This is a genomic window from Phytohabitans sp. LZ39 (genome assembly GCF_059359075.1).
On record NZ_JCADBM010000007.1, the window covers coordinates 211462 to 230556 of the forward strand.

14 protein-coding genes are annotated in these 19095 nt (G+C 72.8%); 9 read left to right on the forward strand and 5 right to left on the reverse strand.

Annotated features, from left to right (window positions below; genetic code table 11):
• Window positions 1-11: 11 nt before the first annotated feature.
• Complete coding sequence (gene yicI, locus AC5L36_RS16390) at window positions 12-2243, forward strand: alpha-xylosidase (RefSeq protein ID WP_441216614.1); 2232 nt, start codon at window positions 12-14, stop codon at window positions 2241-2243.
• Between the two features lie 74 nt (window positions 2244-2317).
• Here yicI and AC5L36_RS16395 read toward each other — a convergent pair whose 3' ends face one another.
• Window positions 2318-2686 carry a hypothetical protein gene (locus AC5L36_RS16395; protein ID WP_441216616.1) on the reverse strand — a complete coding sequence of 123 codons (369 nt, stop codon included), beginning with the start codon at window positions 2684-2686 and terminating at the stop codon, window positions 2318-2320.
• Between the two features lie 34 nt (window positions 2687-2720).
• Entirely contained in the window at window positions 2721-3809 is a 1089-nt protein-coding gene (locus tag AC5L36_RS16400; RefSeq protein WP_441216618.1) for an FAD-dependent monooxygenase, read from the reverse strand.
• A gap of 123 nt (window positions 3810-3932) precedes the next feature.
• On the opposite strand from AC5L36_RS16400, the gene AC5L36_RS16405 reads away from it, so the two are divergent.
• Together AC5L36_RS16405 and AC5L36_RS16410 are read left to right on the forward strand one after the other, a co-directional pair.
• Window positions 3933-5015 carry a TetR/AcrR family transcriptional regulator C-terminal domain-containing protein gene (locus AC5L36_RS16405; protein WP_441216620.1) on the forward strand — a complete coding sequence of 361 codons (1083 nt, stop codon included), beginning with the start codon at window positions 3933-3935 and terminating at the stop codon, window positions 5013-5015.
• Window positions 5016-5195: 180 nt separating this feature from the next.
• Window positions 5196-6203 carry an RNA polymerase subunit sigma-70 gene (locus tag AC5L36_RS16410; protein ID WP_441216622.1) on the forward strand — a complete coding sequence of 336 codons (1008 nt, stop codon included), beginning with the start codon at window positions 5196-5198 and terminating at the stop codon, window positions 6201-6203.
• A gap of 100 nt (window positions 6204-6303) precedes the next feature.
• Here the strand turns inward: AC5L36_RS16410 and AC5L36_RS16415 are convergent, their stop codons facing one another.
• Entirely contained in the window at window positions 6304-6888 is a 585-nt protein-coding gene (locus AC5L36_RS16415) for a dihydrofolate reductase family protein (RefSeq protein WP_441216624.1), read from the reverse strand.
• A 171-nt stretch (window positions 6889-7059) separates the two neighbouring features.
• Here AC5L36_RS16415 and AC5L36_RS16420 point away from each other — a divergent pair, with 171 nt between their 5' ends.
• Both AC5L36_RS16420 and AC5L36_RS16425 read left to right on the forward strand, forming a co-directional pair.
• Window positions 7060-8325: a DUF1800 domain-containing protein gene (locus AC5L36_RS16420; RefSeq protein WP_441216626.1), complete on the forward strand. Its 1266-nt coding sequence runs from the start codon at window positions 7060-7062 to the stop codon at window positions 8323-8325.
• Between the two features lie 50 nt (window positions 8326-8375).
• Window positions 8376-9620 carry a DUF1501 domain-containing protein gene (locus AC5L36_RS16425; protein WP_441216628.1) on the forward strand — a complete coding sequence of 415 codons (1245 nt, stop codon included), beginning with the start codon at window positions 8376-8378 and terminating at the stop codon, window positions 9618-9620.
• Window positions 9621-9676: 56 nt separating this feature from the next.
• Here the strand turns inward: AC5L36_RS16425 and AC5L36_RS16430 are convergent, their stop codons facing one another.
• Entirely contained in the window at window positions 9677-10726 is a 1050-nt protein-coding gene (locus tag AC5L36_RS16430) for a winged helix DNA-binding domain-containing protein (RefSeq protein WP_441216630.1), read from the reverse strand.
• 65 nt (window positions 10727-10791) lie between these two features.
• Between AC5L36_RS16430 and AC5L36_RS16435 the strand changes: the two genes are divergently transcribed.
• Both AC5L36_RS16435 and AC5L36_RS16440 read left to right on the forward strand, forming a co-directional pair.
• Entirely contained in the window at window positions 10792-11610 is an 819-nt protein-coding gene (locus AC5L36_RS16435) for a cyclase family protein (protein ID WP_441216632.1), read from the forward strand.
• Between the two features lie 27 nt (window positions 11611-11637).
• Entirely contained in the window at window positions 11638-12189 is a 552-nt protein-coding gene (locus AC5L36_RS16440) for a GNAT family N-acetyltransferase (protein WP_441216634.1), read from the forward strand.
• Window positions 12190-12549: 360 nt separating this feature from the next.
• On the opposite strand, the gene AC5L36_RS16445 is transcribed toward AC5L36_RS16440, so the two are convergent.
• The gene (locus AC5L36_RS16445; RefSeq protein WP_441216636.1) at window positions 12550-13749 is read right to left on the reverse strand and encodes an SLC13 family permease; all 1200 of its coding nucleotides are present in this window, start codon (window positions 13747-13749) and stop codon (window positions 12550-12552) included.
• 132 nt (window positions 13750-13881) lie between these two features.
• Between AC5L36_RS16445 and AC5L36_RS16450 the strand changes: the two genes are divergently transcribed.
• Together AC5L36_RS16450 and AC5L36_RS16455 are read left to right on the forward strand one after the other, a co-directional pair.
• Window positions 13882-17739, forward strand: a complete 3858-nt coding sequence (locus AC5L36_RS16450) for a P-loop NTPase fold protein (RefSeq protein ID WP_441216638.1) — start codon at window positions 13882-13884, stop codon at window positions 17737-17739.
• 206 nt (window positions 17740-17945) lie between these two features.
• Window positions 17946-18974, forward strand: a complete 1029-nt coding sequence (locus tag AC5L36_RS16455; RefSeq protein ID WP_441216639.1) for an LLM class flavin-dependent oxidoreductase — start codon at window positions 17946-17948, stop codon at window positions 18972-18974.
• The last annotated feature ends 121 nt before the right edge of the window (window positions 18975-19095 follow it).

Consider the following 19095-nt stretch of genomic DNA (forward strand, 5'->3'; position numbering starts at 1 on the left):
GTGAGGCAGCGTTGAAGTTCACCGACGGCTACTGGCACATGCGCGAGGGCGTCCACCCGCTGTACCCGGCGCAGGTGCACGACCACACCGCCGACCGCGACTCGCTCACCGTGTACGCGCCCACCAAGCGCCTGGAACACCGCGGGGACACGCTCAACCGTCCACTGGTGACGGTGCGGGCCGAGTCGCCGATGCCGGACGTGATCGGGTTGACCGTCTCGCACTTCACCGGCGCCGTCTCCCGAGGGCCGCATTTCGCGCTGTCGTCGGTGGACGGCGCGGCGACCGTGGACGACCTCACCCTCACGTCCGGGTCGCTGTCCGTGCGGTTCCAGCGCGACCCGTGGCGGGTCGAGTTCACGGCCCGCGGCAAGGTGCTGACCTCCAGCGGGTACAAGGCGATGGCGCTGCTGGAGGACGGCGGCCGCCACTACGTGCGCGAGCAGCTGACGCTGGGTGTCGGCGCGTGCGTGTACGGGCTCGGCGAGCGCTTCGGCGCGTTCGTGAAGAACGGCCAGAACGTCGACATCTGGAACGCGGACGGCGGCACCAGCAGCGAGCAGGCGTACAAGAACGTGCCGTTCTTCCTCACCAACGCGGGCTACGGCGTCTTCGTCGACCACCCCGGCCTGGTCTCGTACGAGGTGGGTTCGGAGGCGGTGTCGCGGGTGCAGTTCAGTGTGGAGGGTCAGTCCCTGCGCTACTTCGTCGTCTACGGACCGACGCCGAAGGAGATCCTGCGCAAGTACACGGCGCTCACCGGCCGCCCCGCGCTGCCGCCGCCGTGGTCGTTCGGGCTGTGGCTGACCACCTCGTTCACCACCTCCTACGACGAGCAGACCGTGACGTCCTTCGTGGACGGTATGGCCGCGCGCGACCTGCCGCTGTCGGTGTTCCACTTCGACACGTTCTGGATGCGCGAGTTCCACTGGTGCGACTTCGAGTGGGATCCCCGCACGTTCCCGGACCCGCGCGGCATGCTCAAGCGGCTGCGCGAGCGGGGCCTGCGGATCAGCCTGTGGATAAACCCGTACATCGCCCAGCGTTCGGCGCTGTTCGCCGAGGGCGCGGCGGCCGGCTTCCTCGTCCGCACCCCGGACGGCGGCGTGTGGCAGACCGACCAGTGGCAGGCCGGCATGGGCCTGGTCGACTTCACCAACCCGGCCGCCCGCCGCTGGTACGCCGACAAGCTGCGCAACCAGCTCGACCTCGGCGTCGACTGCTTCAAGTCCGACTTCGGCGAGCGGGTGCCGACCGACGTGGTGTGGCACGACGGCTCCGACCCCGAGCGGATGCACAACTACTACACCCACCTGTACAACGAGACGGTCTTCGAGCTGCTGCGCGAACACCGCGGCGAGGGCGAGGCGGTGCTGTTCGCCCGGTCCGCCACCGCGGGTGGGCAGAAGTTCCCGGTCCACTGGGGCGGCGACAGCGACTCCACACTGGAGTCGATGGCGGAGAGCCTGCGCGGCGGCCTGTCGCTGGTCATGTCCGGCTTCGGCTTCTGGAGCCACGACATCGGCGGCTTCGACGGCCGCCCCGACCCGGCCGTGTTCAAGCGGTGGATCCCGTTCGGACTGCTGTCGTCGCACAGCCGCCTGCACGGCAACCAGAGCTACCGGGTGCCGTGGCTCTTCGACGACGAGGCGGTGGAGGTGCTGCGCGCCTTCACCCGCCTGAAGGCGCGGCTGATGCCCTACCTGTTCGCGGCCGCGGTCACCGCACACCGCGAGGGCGTGCCGGTGATGCGCCCGATGGTCGCCGAGTTTCCCGACGATCCGGCCTGCACCCACCTGGACCGCCAGTACATGCTGGGCGACAGCCTGCTGGTGGCGCCGGTCTTCAGCGCCTCGGGCGAGACGGCGTACTACGTGCCGGCCGGCCGGTGGACGCACCTGCTGACCGGCGAGGTCGTCGAGGGCCCGCGCTGGGTCCGCGAGGTGTGCGGCTTCGACGAGGTGCCGGTGTACGTGCGGCCGGGCACGGCGCTGCCCTGGGGCGCCCGCGACGACCGCCCCGACTACGACTACGCCGACGGCGTCACGCTGCGACTGTTCGAAGTGGACACCGAGACGACGGTGGAGATCCCGGGCCCGGACGGCGCCACGGTGGCCACGTTCACGGCAACGGCGGAGCGCGTTCGCCGCACCGGCCCGCCGGCACCCTGGCGGGTCCAGCTGCCCGGCCACGAGCCGGTCGACGTCGACGCGGGCACGGCGGAGTGGTCCGCTACGGGCTGACCGTGCCCCGCCAGCGCGACGCGAGAGAGACGGCCAGCTCGGGTATCACCCGCCGGGCGAGGTCGGGTGGCAGGTCACGCACCGCGTCCCTCCGGCGTGTCGGCGACCTCCATCCGCAGGTCCGGTGGGAGCCACTCGCGCACCTTGCGGCCGTCCCGGTCGGGGATCAGCGCGGCCAGGGCGATCGACACGGCACCCACCTCGCCGACGGCCCCGGGGTCGAGCTCGCGCAGCAGCTCGGGGAGCCAGACCACGAGCGCGCCCGCGCGCTCGCCCGCGATCGGCATCTCCGCCTCCGACGGGTCAGGCACGTCGCGCAGCGGGACGCGCACGGTGACGAACGCGTCCGTGGCGGACAGCCGGGCAGCGCAGACCTTGGTGAACAGGCTCTTGCCCAGCAGAATCTCGCGCGCGGTCTCCAATGTGTACGGCGAGGGGGCCATGCCCTCCGACCCTAGGCGACCGCCGCACCCGGCGTCAGAGCGCGATGGCGTGCTTGGCGCGCTCCATGGACTCCTCCGGCGCGGGATGTCCGGGGTTTTCGGTGGCGAGCGCCTGGTTCGCCGCGGCGAACGGGCGCATCCGGGTCTCGTACCGGTCGAGCGCGCCCTCGAGACCGGCGCCGATCTCCGACGCCAGGACGTACGCGCCGACGAGGGCGAGGCTCGTGCCCTGACCGGAGAGGGGTGAGGCGCAGTAGCCGGCGTCGCCGACGAGCGTCACCCGACCGCGTGACCAGCTGTCCAGCCGCACCTGGGCCATCGCGTCGAAGTAGAAGTCGGGTGCCTGCCACATCGCCTTGAGCAGCCGCGGGATCTCCCAGCCGAGGTCCGCGGTGCGGTCGGCGACGAGCTGGCGCTGTGCGTCGAGGTCGCGGCGGTCGTACTCCAGCGGCCCGGACATGAAGCCGAGGTTGACCCGCAGCTCGGTGTTGTCGCGGGCGGTGTAGATGCCGGCGCCGGCGTCGCCCGCGCGGATCCAGACCTGCCAGCGGTCCAGGCCCAGGACGTTCTCGGTCGTGAAGACGGACACGTAGCTGCCGAGGTGGTGGGTGAGGCGCTCCTCCGGGCCGAAGACCAGCCGCCGCACGTGGGAGTGCAGGCCGTCGGCGCCGACGACGAGGTCGAACCGGCGCGCCGCGCCGCGCTCGAAGGTGACGTCGACGCCGTCGGCGTCCTGGCGGATGTCGCGGATCGAGTCGCCGAACACGTACTCGACGCCGGCCGTCCGCTCGGCCAGCAGCGCGGTGAGGTCCTCGCGCAGCACCTCGACGTCCTCGCTGTCGAGCCGGCCGCTGCTGGCCGCGTGCTCGGTGGAGCGCATCAGCTCGTTGCCGGCACTGTCCACCATGGACATCCCGAGCATCTGGGTGCGCGCGCCGCGCAGCCGCTCCAGCAGGCCCATCCGCTCGACGACGGTCAGCGCCGCGCCGCGCACGTCGATGGCCTGGCCGCCGAGGCGGAGCGCGGGCGCGCTCTCCACGACGGTCGGGATGACGCCGTGGCGGGCCAGCCAGTACGCCAGGGCGGGACCGGCGACGCTCGCACCGGAGATGAGAACCTTCATGACTGCCTCCACACCATCTGTGTGTACGTTGTACGCATGTGACCGTACGTCGTACACACACTGGCAGCAAGCGTCAATGTGTACTATGACAAGGGCATCTGTCCTAGCTCAGGGAGGTCGGCGGTGGCACTCGCGCCGTACCAACGGATCATCAGCGACGTGCGCGCCCGGATCGCCGACGGGCGGCTGGCACCCGGCGACCGCCTGCCCTCGACGCGACAGCTGGCCAAGGACTGGGGCGTCGCGCTGGCGACCGCGACCAAGGCGATGACCCTGCTCTGCCAGGAGGGCGTGCTGGAGGCCCGCCCCCGCTCCGGCACCTTCGTGGCGACCCCCGCCCCGGCACCCGCCGGGCCCCGGCCCGGCACCACGCCCGCCTCGGCACCCGCCCAGCCAGCGTCCGGCACCTTCGTAGCGACACCCGCCCCGGCACCCGCCCAGCCGGCGTCCGGCACGTTCGTGGCGGCGCCCGCCTCATCGCCCGCGCGGCCACCGGGCGTGGGCCGGCCGGCGAGCGGCCCGCGCTCCCCCGACGGCGACCTCACCCGCCAGCGGATCATCCGGGCCGCCATCGAGATCGCCGACGCCGAGGGGCTGGACGCGCTGTCGATGCGCGGCGTCGCGGCGAAGTTGAGGGTGGCCACAATGTCGACCTACCGGCACGTGGCCGGCAAGGACGACCTGGTGCTGCTGATGGCCGACGCGGCGTTCGGCGAGCTGGGCTACCCCGATCCACAGCCGGAGGGCTGGCGGGCGCTGATGGAGCGGGCCGCCCGCACCCTGTGGACGACGTTCCGCCGCCACCCGTGGCTCGCGCAGGTCACGCCCTTGACCCGGCCGATGGTGCTGCCCAACCTGCTGGCGCACAGCGAGCAGATGCACACCGCGCTCCGGCCGTCCGGCCTCGACGCCACCAGCCGCCTCGACGTGATGGTCATGTTCTACAGCCACGTCCAGGGCCTGGCCATGCAGCTGGAGCAGGAGACCCAGGCGCGGGAGGTGACCGGTCTCACCGACGAGGAGTGGATGGACCAGCGCACCCCCGTGCTGGAGGCGGTGGTCGCCTCCGGGCGGTACCCGGGCTTCGCCGCGCTCATGACCGAGCTCGGCGAGGAGGGCTACGACCTCGACCTGGACCGGCTCTTCGAGCTCGGCCTGCGCACCCTCCTCGACGGCCTGGCGGTCACCCTCGCGAAACGGCCGTGACGACCAGGCGGCGGCGCGCCGCCGGCAACGCCGGCTAACCGGACGCTTCCGAAGCCGTCACGCCGGCTACCGGATGACTTCGGCACGCTGAGGTGGCCAGCGGGTTCACCGATCAGAAATCCTTCGCCACGTCGTCAGTTCTTGGGTAGCCCCCTCGCACCGGTGGAAGGATTGCTGACCATGACCGACGCTAGACCGCTGGGCGCCGACGAGGCCACGTTCATCGCGGCGGTCCGCTCAGGCGATACGGCGCGGTTCGCGCACATCACCGAGCGCCACCGGCGTGAGCTGCACGTGCACTGCTACCGGATGCTCGCGAACTACGAGGACGCCCAGGACATGACGCAGGAGACGTTCCTGCGGGCGTGGAACAAGCGGGAGTCGTTCAAGGGCCACGCCGCGCTGCGGACCTGGCTGTACCGGATCGCGACGAACGTATGCCTCGACTTCCTGGAGAAGCGCAATGACCGCACACCCGTAACGTTCGAGCTGCCGGACTCCGACTCCGAGGTGGTGTACCTCCAGCCGTACCCCGACCGGATGCTCCCCGAGGACCCACAGGAATCGGTGGTGGCGCGGGAGACGATCGAGCTGGCGTTCATCGTCGCCGTCCAGCACCTGCCGCCCCGGCAGCGGGCGGTGTTCATCCTGCGCGACGTCCTCGGCTGGCCGGCGTCGAAGGCCGCCGACGCCCTCGAGCTGAGCGTCGCATCGGTGACTAGCGCACTGCAACGGGCGCGTGTGACGATGCGCGAGCGGCTGCCCGACCGCCGCCTCGACTGGCGGAGCCCCGCCACCCACGAGCTGTCGCATGACGAGCGCGGCGTGGTGAAGTCGTACATCGACGCCCACGAGCGCAACGACCTGGACGGGCTGACGTCCCTGCTCCGCGACGACCTGCGCTTCGCGATGCTGCCCGATCCGGGCACCGTGATCAGGACGGCCAAGGACGCGGTGGACGGCTGGGTCTCCGGTGGGCTCTTCCAGCGCGGCTCCGACGACTGGCGCGGTATCGCCACGACGGCCAACCGCATGCCTGCCGCCGCGCTGTACCTGCGCACCCCCGACGACCCGGAGTACCGGCTGTTCGCCATCGCGGTCCTGCACATCGTCGACGGGAAGATTGCCGAGCTCACCGGATTTGACGCCACCGACAAACCCTGGTTGGGCCTGCCGCCGACCCTGTGATCACACATATCCCCATCGTCGACAGTCCAGCGCACGAGGAAGGTGCCGGGAAGGTTCCCGCACAGCCGCGGGTCGCGGTAAGCACGCCAGGAATGACTGCTCATCGCCTCGTCTCGTATCGGGTCAGCAACACGCCGCCGGGAAACGTCCGGGTCTCCACCAGGGTCAGGTACACCCAGCTGTCCAGCGCGGTGAAGAACGGCGTGCCGCCGCCCACCAAGACCGGCACGGTGACCAGCACGTACTCGTCGATCAGCCCGGCCCGCATGGCCGCCCCGGCGAGCGTCGCGCCGCAGATGTCCATCGGGCCGGCGTCCTCGGCCTTGAGCCGGGTGATCTCGGTGACCGCGTCGCCGGTGACCAGGCGGGTGTTCCAGTCGACCGTGCTGATCGTCGAGGAGAACACCACCTTCGGCATGTCCCGCCAGCGGCGGGCGAACTCGATCACCGCCGGTGTGGCGCCGGGCTGCTGGTCGGCGGTCGGCCAGTCGGAACTCATCATCTCCCACAGCTTGCGCCCGTACAGCGCCAGGCCCGTCGCCGCCACCCGGTCGGACCACCACTGGAACAGCTCGTCGCTCGGCGACGAGTCCGGTCCATCACCCACACTCCAGCCGAGGTCGTCGCCGGGCGCGGCGATGTAGCCGTCCAGGGTCACATTCATGCCAAAGGTCAATTTCCGCATGGCGTCAGCCTCCCGTAAGTCGATCTCACAGGTACAGACGGGCGCGGCGCGAAAACTTAATCGGTGCGCACGCCGGCCCGGGATCCAGGACGGCGAAGGAAAGACGGCCGGCTACCCACCCCGAACCGGCGCCTTACATTCCTCGTACATCGGCCTCGTAGGGTCGGGGCGATGGCGGACAGAGCACAGGTCGCGGCGCTGCTGCGCCGGGCCACGTTCGGGCCGACGGCGGATGAGGTCGACGCCGCCGAGCGGGCCGGATACGCGACCACTGTGGACCGGCTGCTCTCCCCGCGAGTGGCGGACGCCGGGGCGCGGGCCACGCCGCCGCCGGACCTCGGCACCGACCCGGCGGCGGCGCTCACCCAGGACTCGAGCCGCGAGCAGCGGCAGCGGGCCCGCCAGGAGCAGCGCGAGCAGGTGCGGCGGCTGACCCTCTGGTGGCTCGACCGCATGGTCGCGGCCGGGGACCAGCTCGGCGAGAAGCTCGTCTTCTTCTGGCACGGCCACTGGGCGACGAGTGTCCAGAAGGTACGGTCGGCGGTGCTGATGCGCGGGCAGCTCGACACCCTGCGCCGCCACGGGCGCGGCGAGCTGCGCGACCTGGCCACCGCGATGGTGACCGACCCGGCGCTGATCCTGTGGCTCGACGGCCACCGCAACACCCGCAAGGCGCCCAACGAAAACCTCGCCCGCGAACTGATGGAGCTGTTCACGCTCGGCCCCGGCCACTACACCGAGGCGGACGTGAAGGCCGGCGCGCGGGCGCTGACCGGCTGGACGGTCGACCGGGCGAAGGGCACAGCCACCTTCGTCCGCCGGCGGCACGACCCGGCACCGCGGACCATCCTCGGCGAGACGGCGGCGTTCGACGCGCGGTCCTTCGCGGCGCTGCTGTGCCGGCAGCCGGCGGCGCGCACGTTCGTGGCCGGCCGGCTGTGGCGGCGCTTCGCCAGTGAGGCGGTGCCACCACCGGGCGACCTGGCCGGCACGGCCACGCTCCCCCTGCTGCGGGCCGTCTTCACCCACCCCGACTTCCCCGCCGCCGCCGGGCAGCACGTCAAGGAGCCGGTGGAGTGGGCGGTGGGCGCGATGCGGCAGCTCGGCGTGCGCCCGTCCGCCCTCGGCGCGCAACGGCAGCGGCAGCTGCTGGCCGGGCTCGACGCGATGGGCCAGGTGCCGCTGCGGCCGCCGAGCGTGGGCGGCTGGCCCGCCGGCGCGGCCTGGCTGACCACCTCTTCGCTCCAGGCCCGCGCGCGGTTGGCCCGGCTGCTGGCCGAGGCCGCGAAGGTCGAGCCGCCGGACGTGGACGGCCTCGCCCCGCTGCTGGCCGTCGACGGGTGGAGCGCCCGCACCGTGGCCGCGCTGGAGACCACCCGCGACGGCACCCGACGCCTCGCCGCCGCCCTGATCAGTCCCGAGTACACCGTCTGCTGACCCATCCCACGGCCAGTCCCGACCACACCGCCCGCCAAGGAGGATCCACGATGGACAGCCTGACCCGGCGGCGGTTCCTGCTCGCCAGCGGCGTCACCGGAGCGGCGGCGCTCGCGGGCGGCGCCGCCGCGTACACGCTGAAAGACATCCTCGCGACGGCGGGCGACCGGCCCGCGGAGGCCCGCACGCTGGTGCTGGTCACGCTCTACGGTGGCAACGACGGCCTCAACACGGTTGTCCCGTACGCCGACCCGGCCTACCACGACGCCCGACCGGACCTCGCCTACGGCGCGGCGGAAGTGTTGCGTGTGGACGGTGAGCTCGGCCTCAACCCGGCGCTGGCCGGCCTGCACGAGCTGTGGGGCGCGGGCTGCCTCGCGATCGTGCGCGGCGCCGGCTATCCCAAGCCCAACCGCAGCCACTTCCAGTCGATGGACATCTGGCAGACCGGGTCGCCGGACCGGCCCGGCACCACCGGCTGGCTCGGCCGCTGGCTCGACGCGAACGGCGCCGACCCCCGCCTCGCGGTCTCCTTCGAACCGGCCCTGCCCGTGCTGCTCGCCGGCGAGCGGGGCGCCGGCGCGGCCGTACCGGTGACCCGGCAGCTGGCCCGGAAGGCGCTCGCCGACCCGGTGCTCGCCGCCTTCGGCCAGCCGCAGCCGGGCGAGCCCGCCCTGCGCGCCCGCGCGACCGCCTGCTTCGCCGACCTGCTCGCGGTCGACGCGCTGGTCGCCGGCGCCCGCGAGGCCGCGGCGACCGAGGCGGACGACGACACCGAGGGCGCGACCGCGACGGGTGGCGCGACGAGCCCTCTCGCGGCCCAGCTCGACCTCGTCGCTCAGTGCGTGGAGGCGGGCGTGGCGACGCGGGTGTTCTCGGTGTCGCTGGGCGGGTTCGACACGCACGCCGACGAGAAGCAGGCCCAGTCGATCCTGCTCGGCCAGGTGGACAAGGCGCTGACCGCGTTCGCCGGCCGGATGGCCCGCACCGACGCCGGGCGGAAGGTGGTGGTGGCGGTGTACTCGGAGTTCGGCCGCCGGGTTCGCGCCAACGCCTCGGACGGCACCGACCACGGCACGGCGTCCGACGTGTTCCTGCTCGGCGCGGGTGTCCACGGTGGACTGTTCGGAGCTCGGCCGAGCCTGACCGACCTGGACGACGGCGACCTCAAGTACACGACCGACTTCCGCGACGTCTACGCCACGCTGCTGGAGCGGGTACTCGGCACCGACCCGGAGCGGGTGCTCGGCCCCTGGCCCGGCCGCCTGAAAGGGATCCTGGACACCACCGCTTGAGCGTCCTAGGAAGATAGGCCGTGCAAGCCCGCCGGCGCGGGGCGCACCGAGCCCACTCAGGAAGACAGGCCGAGCAAACCCGCCAGTGCCGCCGCCTCCGCCGCCACCTCGTCCCGCTCCCGCGGGGTCAGCGGGCGCAGCGGATCCACCTGGAGCCTGCCGTCCGCCACCGTCCAGGTCGCGGCGACCCGCCCGTCGACGAGGACGAACCGGGCGCCCTTCACGCTCAACCCGCGATGCTCCTGGTCGATGATCCGGCTCCGGTCGTCGAAGCCGAGCACCGCGTTGTCGAACGCGGGCAGGAACCGCGGCGGCGCCGGCGTCTCCGGGTCGGGCAGCGCGCCGTCGGGCACGTCGAGCAGCTCCCGCTTGCGCTCGTCGCGGAACACGCGCAGCCGCGGCCGCAGCCGCTCGACCGACTCGCGCAGCCCGCTCAGCCCGGACCAGGCGCGGATGTCGGCGCTCGCGGCCGGCCCGAACGCCGCCAGGTAGCGCAGCACCAGCGCGTCGACCGCCTCCGGCGTCTCCTGTCCCAGAGGCCGGCCGAGCCACGAGTCGAGGGTGACGTTGTGCGCGGCGCCGCGCCGGCCCCAGAGGCCGCGGGGTGGCACCTGCACCAGCGGCACTAGGCAGCTGAGCGCGTCGCCCAGGTCGCGGGCGGCCACCCCGGGCCAGCGGTCGGCGATCTCGCGGGCCGCCTCGGTGAGCATGCGCGGCTCCCCCTCGAACAGCGGGCGCCCGTGTGCGGCCAGCACCGCCAGGTCGACGCCGGGCAGGTTGCGGCGCAGCGTCGCCCACATGCGCGCGACGAGCATCGACTGGTGCACCGGGCGCAGCGCGAGCGCGTCGGCGGCGGTGACCACGTGGAGGGTGCGGCGCATCAGCAGCGTGCGGACGGCGGCGCGCTCCTCGACGAGCTTGGACAGCTCCAGCGGGTCGAAGGCCGCCAGCCGGCTCCACAGCCCCACGAACGGCTCCTGCGGCTCCTGCGCCTGCAACCCGACCAGCCACTCGAGCGCCCCGGCGGCGCTCATCTCGTGGCGGCGCAGCAGCAGCTGGCGGGCGAGCAGGGCCCGGTTGAGGGCGCGGTTGTCCAAGACGATCACGCGCGTCACGGTAGCGCGGAGGTCCGACAGGGCGTTAAGTGACAACGGCAGAGAGGAGCACGCGAATGTGTACCGAGGAATGTCTCAAGCAGGCCTCCCGCGGCGGCGCCCTGACCCGGCGGGCGGCGCTGATCGGCGCGGCGGCGATCGCGGCCAGCGCGACCATGGCCGAGCCGGCACGGGCGTCGGCCGCCCACCGGGGCGGGCTGCGCGACCTCACCTACCCGCTGACCACCACCTTCCCCGCCTTCGCGCCGGGCGAGGAGGCGAGCCGGCGCACGTTCGTGACCATCGAGGAAAACGGCTACTACATGCAGGAGTGGCGGATCCTCGAGCACTACGGCACGCACGTCGACGCGCCCGGCCACTTCACGCCCGGCGGCCGCCTCTCCACCGAGATCCCGGCGTCCGAGCTCGTCACGCCCGCGGTGGTCATCGACATCGCGGCCCGCGCCGCCCGCGACCCGGACACGACGGTCACCGTCGACGACATCAGGCGCTTCGAACGCCGGTACGGGCGCATCCCCCGCGACGCCGCGGTCCTCATGTACTCCGGCTGGGGCGCGAAGGTCGGCGACCCGGACGCCTACCGGGGCACGGACGCGGCCGGCGTACTGCACTTCCCCGGCTTCAGCCCGGAGGCGACCGAGTGGCTGCTGCGCCACCGCCGCATCCGCAGCCTCGGCGTCGACACGCTCAGCATCGACCCCGGCACGTCGTCCACTTTCGACACCCACCTGATCCTGACCGGCGCCGACCGCTACGGCGTGGAAAACCTCGCCAACCTGGACCGGCTCCCCAGGACCGGCGCGACCGTCTTCGTCGGGCTCATTCCGTTCCAGGAGGGCTCCGGCGGCCAGGCCCGCGTCCTGGCCACCTGGTAGGCGCGGCGGCTCGCTAAGATCCACAAAGTGTTCCGACCCGCCTACCCCATCCACACGCGACGGCTGACGCTCCGCCCGTTCACGATGGGCGACCTCGACCCGCTCTGGTCCTACCAGCGGTTGCCGGAGGTGGCCGAGCACATGCTCTGGGACCCCCGCGACCTGATGCAGGTCAAGGTCGCCCTGGAACGGATGGTCAAGGAGGACCGCCTGGCCCACGAGGGCGACTGCCTCAGCCTCGCGCTCGTCGACCGGGAAAGCGGCGTGGTCGCCGGCCAGGTCGAGCTGGTGTGGCTCAGCGACCGCCACCGCCAGGGCGAGATCGGCTACGTGCTCAACCCCCGCTACCAGGGCGCCGGCCTCGCCACCGAGGCGGTACGCGAGGTGCTGCGACTGGGCTTCGAGGGGCTGCGCCTGCACCGGATCATCGGCCGCTGCTCGGCCGCCAACGCCGGCTCGGCCGCCCTGCTGGAGCGGGTCGGCATGCGCCGCGAAGCCCACTTCCGCCAGAACTCCTGGGTCAAGAACGCCTGGCGCGACGAGTACGTCTACGCCATCCTCCGCGCCGACTGGACCTAGCTTTCTGGGTCACTGCCCGTCGTGACCTTACTTCCAGGCAGGTTTGCCCACGTCCGCGTCACTTGCGGACCGTATGCTCCCGCGGGCACCGCTCCCGGCCGGCGGCTCGTATACCGAGCCGAAACCCCCGGCCGTCCACTGCCAGGCTCGCGGGACAAGCCCCCGAACGGTCTTCGCGGGACACCCCGATCACCGGCATCTCCCCCACCCTCGCCGCCGATCAAGGCCCCGCGCCCGCACTCTGGACACCACGTGCGAACGGGCGCCACACGCCCTGGACGACGATGCCGCGCGGGGCTCAGAGTGAGTGGCATTGGGTCTGGGCCACGACGGACAGTGAAGCGGTAGCTCAGATCTGTGTCAGGAGACGAGGAGGGCGGCGACCGTCGCGGCAAGGACCACGACGGCGGTCACGGCGCTGGTGGCGACGAAGCGGGGCCACGGCACGGACACGCCGGCGGCGCGGCAGCGCTCGGCCCACAGGAGGGTGGCCAGCGACGCCCACGGGGTGATCAGCGGGGCGACGTTGGTGCCGATGAGCAGGCCGAGCAGCTGGGTGTGGTTGCCGGTGGGGATGACCGCCTCCCCGGCCACGTACGCGGGGAGGTTGTTGAGCACATTGGACAGTGCGCCGCCGGTGGCCGCGGCCCGCACCACGCCTTCGGTGCCCGGGTCGGTGCCGATCAGCGTGGACATCCAGTCGGAGAGGCCGTGCCGGCCGACGGTGTCGACGACGAGGAAGAGGCCGGTCACGAAGACCAGCAGGCGCCACGGGACGAGGCTCCAGGAGAGCTCGCCGCGGTCGAACACCAGGAAGGCCACCACGAGCCCGGCCGCGCACACCGCCGAGACCACGTAGATGCTCAGGCCGACCACGATGCCGGCGATGAAGACGGCGCAGGCGGCCGAGGCGGCCAGGAAGACCACGCGGTTGTGCGGGCGGAACGGCGCGGGCGGCTCGTAGCGGGCCGGGTTGCGCCGCCAGTAGAACACCCACAGGCTGGCGGCGACCACGACCACCGCGGCCGCCTGCGGCAGCGCCATCCGCGCGGCGAACTCGAGCGGTTCGAGGCGCACCCTGTTCATGGCCAGGAGGTTGGTGAGGTTGGAGACCGGGAGCAGGAGACTGGCCGTGTTGGCCAGCCAGACGGTGGTCATGGCCAGCGGGAGCGGGGCGAGGCCGGCGCGGCGGGCGGTGGCGATCATGACCGGGGTGAGCAGCACCGCGGTGGTGTCGAGGTTGAGAAACGTGGTGGTGAGCGTGGCGAAGAGCACGGCGAGCAGGAAGAGCACGGCGTTGTGACCGCGGGCGAGGATGGTCAGCCGCACCGCGATGACGTCGAAGACCTGTGCCCGCGCGGCGAGCTCGGCCAGCACGATCACCGCGCCGAGGAAGACCAGCAGCGGGAGGATGCGCTCGCCGGTCGCGCGGGCGTCGCGCCATGGCAGCAGCCCCACCGCGACCGCGAGCAGCCCCACCGCGAGCAGGCCGATCCGGAGCCAGTCGAGGAGCGCGAGCCGGCGGGCGGGGTGTTTCGCGGCACCCTCCTGGACCTGCACGTACGGAATGATCACACACCGGCGCGGACCCCCGCAGGGGTGTCCTATGTGTCGGTAAGCCGACAGGGAGCGGGGACATGAAGGTCAACACCGGAAGATATTGGTACTGATTACGCCATGTACGCGACGGGGATGCGAACGATCATGACGCAGGCCGCCACCTCCCGGCTCGCCGGATCGGTCCACCACATGTGCTTCGTGACGGTCGGCGGCGAGTCGGTGCTGGTCACCGCGCGCAACCAGGGGCTGGAGCTGATCGACTCGGCGGACGGCACGCCGCTGCGGGTGATCGCCCCGGAGCGCATCGTCACGGCGGTCGCCGCGCTGCCCGTGCCGCACGGTGACGACGTGCTCCTCGCCGGCGCCTCCGACGGCACCCTCTGGGGGTACGACCCGGTCACCGGCGACGAGGTCTTCCACCACGAGCTCGGCGCCGGCTCGGTGCGCGACCTGGCGATCTACCCGACGCCGGACGGGCCGGCCGTCGCCGCGATCCTCGACAGTGGACTGCACGTGTGGCTCCCCGGGGGCGGCCCGCCGGCCCGGCTGCCCGACCCGCCGGAGCGCGAGGCGAGCCGCCTGTTCAAGGTCTGCTCGTACACGGCCGGCGACCGGCGCTACGTGGCGTGCGCGTACACGGACGGTTTCGTCGCCACCTGGGAGCTGGACCGGCCGGAGGCGGTGCCGATCGCGCAGCAGGCGCACGAGGGCCAAATCTGGTCGCTGATCGCGACGCAGGACGGCGACGGCGCGTCCATCGTGGTCAGTGGCGCGGCCGACCGGCGGATGCGGGTGTGGGGCGAGCCGGCCGGCGGCGCGGGCGAGCTGCGGGCGCGCGAGTCGTTCGTGGCCGACGGCACCATCCGCCGCCTCGGGCACGTCAGCGACAAGCAGACCACGATGCTCGTGTCCGCCTCGGCCACCGGGCTCGTCGCGCTGTGGCGGCTCGACGGCTCCGCCGACCGGCCCGAGCTGGAGATCAGCCGGCACGGCAGCGAGGTGTGGGCGCTGGCCTGCATGACCACCTCCGACGGCGTCGTGATCGCCTCCGGCGACATGAATGGCGACGTCCAGATCAAGCACCTCAGCACCGCCCTGCTCGACGAGGACACCATCGAGGGGATCTTCCAGACCGACACCACGATCTGGGCGGTCGCGCACGGCGACACCGTCAACGGCCCGTACGTGGCCTGCGCCGGCGTCGACCAGGTGGTCAGCGTCGTCGACCCGGCCGGCCGCCGGGGGCCGCGCGCGCTGCGGCGGCACACCAGCACGGTGCGCGCGCTCACCGCGGCCGGCGACCGGGAGCGGCCGCACCTGGTCAGCGGCGGCGCCGACCACCGGGTGCTCGACTGGGACCCGGCCACCGGCGAGCTGCGCGCCGAGCTGCCGATGGGGCACCAGGGCGAGGTGTGGGCGCTCACCACGCTCCGCGACGGCGACCAGCTGCACCTGGTCAGCGGCAGCGCCGACGGCACGGTCCGGATGATCGCGCTCGACGCCGAGGCACCCGAGGTGCGCGTGATCGCCACCGACTGCGGCGAGGTCAACGCGGTGATCCCGGTGGAGGCCGAGGAAGGGCCGCTGGTCGTCATCGGCTCCGGCAAGGGGCTGCGCGCCGTATCCCTGCGCGACGGCGGCTCGCACCCGGTCGCGCTGGCCGCGGTGAGCGTCGCGTGCGGCGTGCGGGACACCGGCCGCGACCTCGTCGTCGCCGCCCTGCACGACGGCCGGGTGCTGCTGGTCGACCCGATCGCCGGCGCGACGGTGTCCCGGTTCGCCGTCTCGCACGACGCCGGCCAGGTGCGCGCGCTGGCCACGGTCGAGGTGGGCGGCACCACGTTCGTGCTCGGCGGCTGCGACGACGGCCGGGTCGTGGTGTGGCACATCGACGGCACGCTGGTCGGCAACCCGGTGCGCGGCGGCACCGCCGGCATCCGTTCCATGGACATCGTGGCGCTGGCCACCGCGGAGGGCGAGGTGCGGCCGCGGGCCGCCGGCGGCGTCCGGTCGGGCTTGCTCACCGCCGGCCACGACGGCGCGGTGCGGCTGTGGCCGATCACAGTGGACAGTCCACTTCGCTCCGGCGGCTCGGTCGGGCGGGGCGTGCGGCCCGCCTCGATCCTGCTACAGGACCAGCCCACCGAGCGCGACTACCTGGCCCGCAACGCGCTCGTCGAGACGCTGCACGACGCGCTCGCCTCCCCGCACACCAAGCCGCCGGTGGTGGTCGGCGTGCACGCGCCGTGGGGGCAGGGCAAGTCGAGCCTGCTGCGCCAGCTGCGCGGCCGGGTCGACCCGTGGACCGACGCCGGCTCCGCGGAGCCGAGCCACCGCCTGGTGGCGACCCCGCGGGCCCGGCGCTTCGGCCGCGGGTCGACGGACGTCCGCACCCACCTCACCCGGGCCTGGGCGTGGCGGCAGATCCACCGCTCCGGCGACCACACCGCGCCGCTGGAGTACGAGATGCGTCCCCGCGAGGCGACCGGCGCGGGCGCGATCTCGGTGTGGTTCAACCCGTGGATGTACGAGCGCACCGACCAGATCTGGGCCGGCCTCACCCGCGAGATCCTCATCTCGGTCACCGAGCGCCTCGCCAAGCCCGAGCGCGAACGCCTCTGGTTCGACCTCAACCTCCGCCGCACCGACCCCAACGCGCTGCGGCGGCGGATCGTGGCCAGCTACGTCCCGCGCAGCCTGTGGGGGCTCATCGCCCTGGCGCTGCTGTTCTTCCTGCTCGTCGTGGCCGTGGTCTCGATGGGCGTGGCGGCCATCAACCACCCGACCGTCGCCGCGCTGCTCGGCCCGAGCACGCTGCTCATGCTGACCGTGCTGCTCACGATCGCGCAGCTGACGAAGGGCTCGTTCAAACACGTCCACGGCTGGGTGGCGCCCGACGAGCTCAACAGCCGCGCCGGGCCCGAACACGCCTGGAAGGGCGCCAACGACCCGCTCTCCTCCACCGACCGCGGCTACCTCTACATGCTCCAGCACGACGTGGCCGAGGTCGTCGGACTGGCCACTAGGGACAGTCCACTGTACGTGTTCATCGACGACCTCGACCGCTGCGGCCCGGCCATCGTCGCCGACACGATCGAGGCCATCAACCTGTTCCTCAACAAGGCTTTCGGCCAGTGCGTCTTCGTCATCGCCCTCGATCCGGCGACGGTGGCGGCACACCTGGAGACCGCCTTCCAGGACATCGACCGGCGCGCGGTCGACGACCCGGCCAGCTTCGGGCACCTGCGGCACACCGGCTGGCGCTTCATGGAGAAGATCATCGACCTGCCGATCCGGCTGCCGCGGGTGCCGGACACGGCGCTGAGCGCGTACCTCGACCAGCTGCTCAACCCCGTCACGGTGGCGCCGCCCGCGCCCGCACCCGCCCCGGCGCCGCCCACGCCCGCGGTGCGGCCACCGCGCCAACGCTCGGTGGCCCGGCGCCGGGTCGCCGCCACCGAGACCGCGCCACCCGCCACCACGACGGTCGAGCTCGTCATCATGCCGGACACCCCGACGACCGCGAGCAGCGTCGCGACGGTGGGCGAGCTCGAGTCCCTCCCCCCGGTACGCGACGCGCTGCGCGCCGCCGTGCTCAGCCTGCCCGGCCGCAATCCCCGGCAGACCAAGGCGTTCATCAACCTGTGGCGCTTCTACATGGTGCTCGACCACCGGATGGGCCTGTTCAGCCCCAGCCTCCTCGCGATCGAACGGCACAGCATCGAGATGGCCCGCCTCGTCGAGCTGATGGTCCGCTGGCCCTACCTGCTCGACCCGCTCGGCGAGCGCGCCGAACGCCCCGGCGACGCCCGCAACAACCTCGACAGCCTCCTCGACACCTGCGCCGAGGAGGACGAGGTGTGGGCCGAGGCGGCCAGCGCGGTGCGGCTCGACCCGGACGACCGCGCGGTCCACGGCCTGCGCGAGCTGCTGCGCCGCGCCCGCCCGCAGCGCGAGGTCTTCAGCTCCATCGCGAACCGCTATCTCTGACACATGTCCCGGGTCCGCGTCAGCGGCGGACCGCCGCTCCCGCCGGAGACCGCGGCGGCCGGCGGCGAGCTGGCGCTCGCCGAAACCCCGGCCGCCGCTGCCAGGTCCGCGGTGCAAGCCCCTTCCGTGACCAGCGGTCTCGACGCACGCACCGCGACGGAGGCTACGATGGCCGCGCGGTGGCGGACGAGCCCGGGGAGGCACCTTTGCGTACGGGCATCGTGGTCGCGGCGCGCCCTGGTGTGGAGCAGCTCGCCGTACAAGCCGAAGAGCTGGGCTTGAGCAGCTTCTGGGTCTACGACACCCCGATGGTCCACGGCGATCCGTTCGCCGCTCTGGCCTTGTGCGCGAAGGCCACCAGCCGCATCAGACTCGGCATCGGCGTGACGTCGCCGGCGTTGCGGTCGGCACCGGCCGCCGCGAGCGGGTTGGCCAGCCTCGACGCGCTGGCACCGGGCCGGATCATCTGCGGCGTCGGCACCGGAAACTCCGCCCGGCGCACCCTGGGGATGCCGCCGACCACAGTGGCCGAGCTCGAGACGTTCACCGCGTCGCTGCAAGATCTGTGCGCCGGCCGTCCGACCGGCTACCGCGAGGGTGACCGGGTCCGCGACATCCGGTTCCCGCGCGCCGCCGCCCCCATCGAGTTCGTGGTGGCCGCGCAAGGGCTGAAGGCCGCCGCCGTCGCCGGCCGTCGCGGCGCCGGCCTGCTCTCCTTCGCCGTCCTGGATCCCGCGGCCTGGCGCGCGTTCGACGATGCCCGCCGAGAAGCGGCGCAGGCCGCGGGCACACCTGTGGACGGCGACACCTATCTGATGACCTCGCTCCACCTGCTCGGCGACAGCGAGGACCCGTACGGCGCCCCGGCACGGGACGCGACCGGCCACACCGTCTTGTCCTTCCTGGTCTTCGCCGCCGACAAACCCGCCTTCGCCGAGACACTCGGCGCCGAGGAACGTGCGGCCGTGCGGCGCCTCCTCGACCGGCGCGGCACCACGGCCACCGCGCCGGACCGGTACCAGGCGCTCTACGCAAACTACCTGGGGCGCGTCGCTCCAGCGGAGCGAGACCTGGTGCTGCCGTCGCTGGTGGACAGACTCACCCTGGTCGGCACCCGGGACGACCTCCTCGCCCGGATCGCCGCCATGGAGGCGGCCGGGATCGACGAGCTCGTCATCCAGCCGGTAGTCGACCCGCCCACGGAAATAGCCGAGATCGCCAAGCTCACCGCCTGACCGAAGTGTTCGCCGACCCCGCGTTGGCGTCGGTGCGGCGCTGAAGTTTTCCTGTGTATTTCGGGCGCACCGGTCGTGGGAAGGCTCGCTGGTCGAGCCGGCGAGGCGCGGGCGCGGGCGC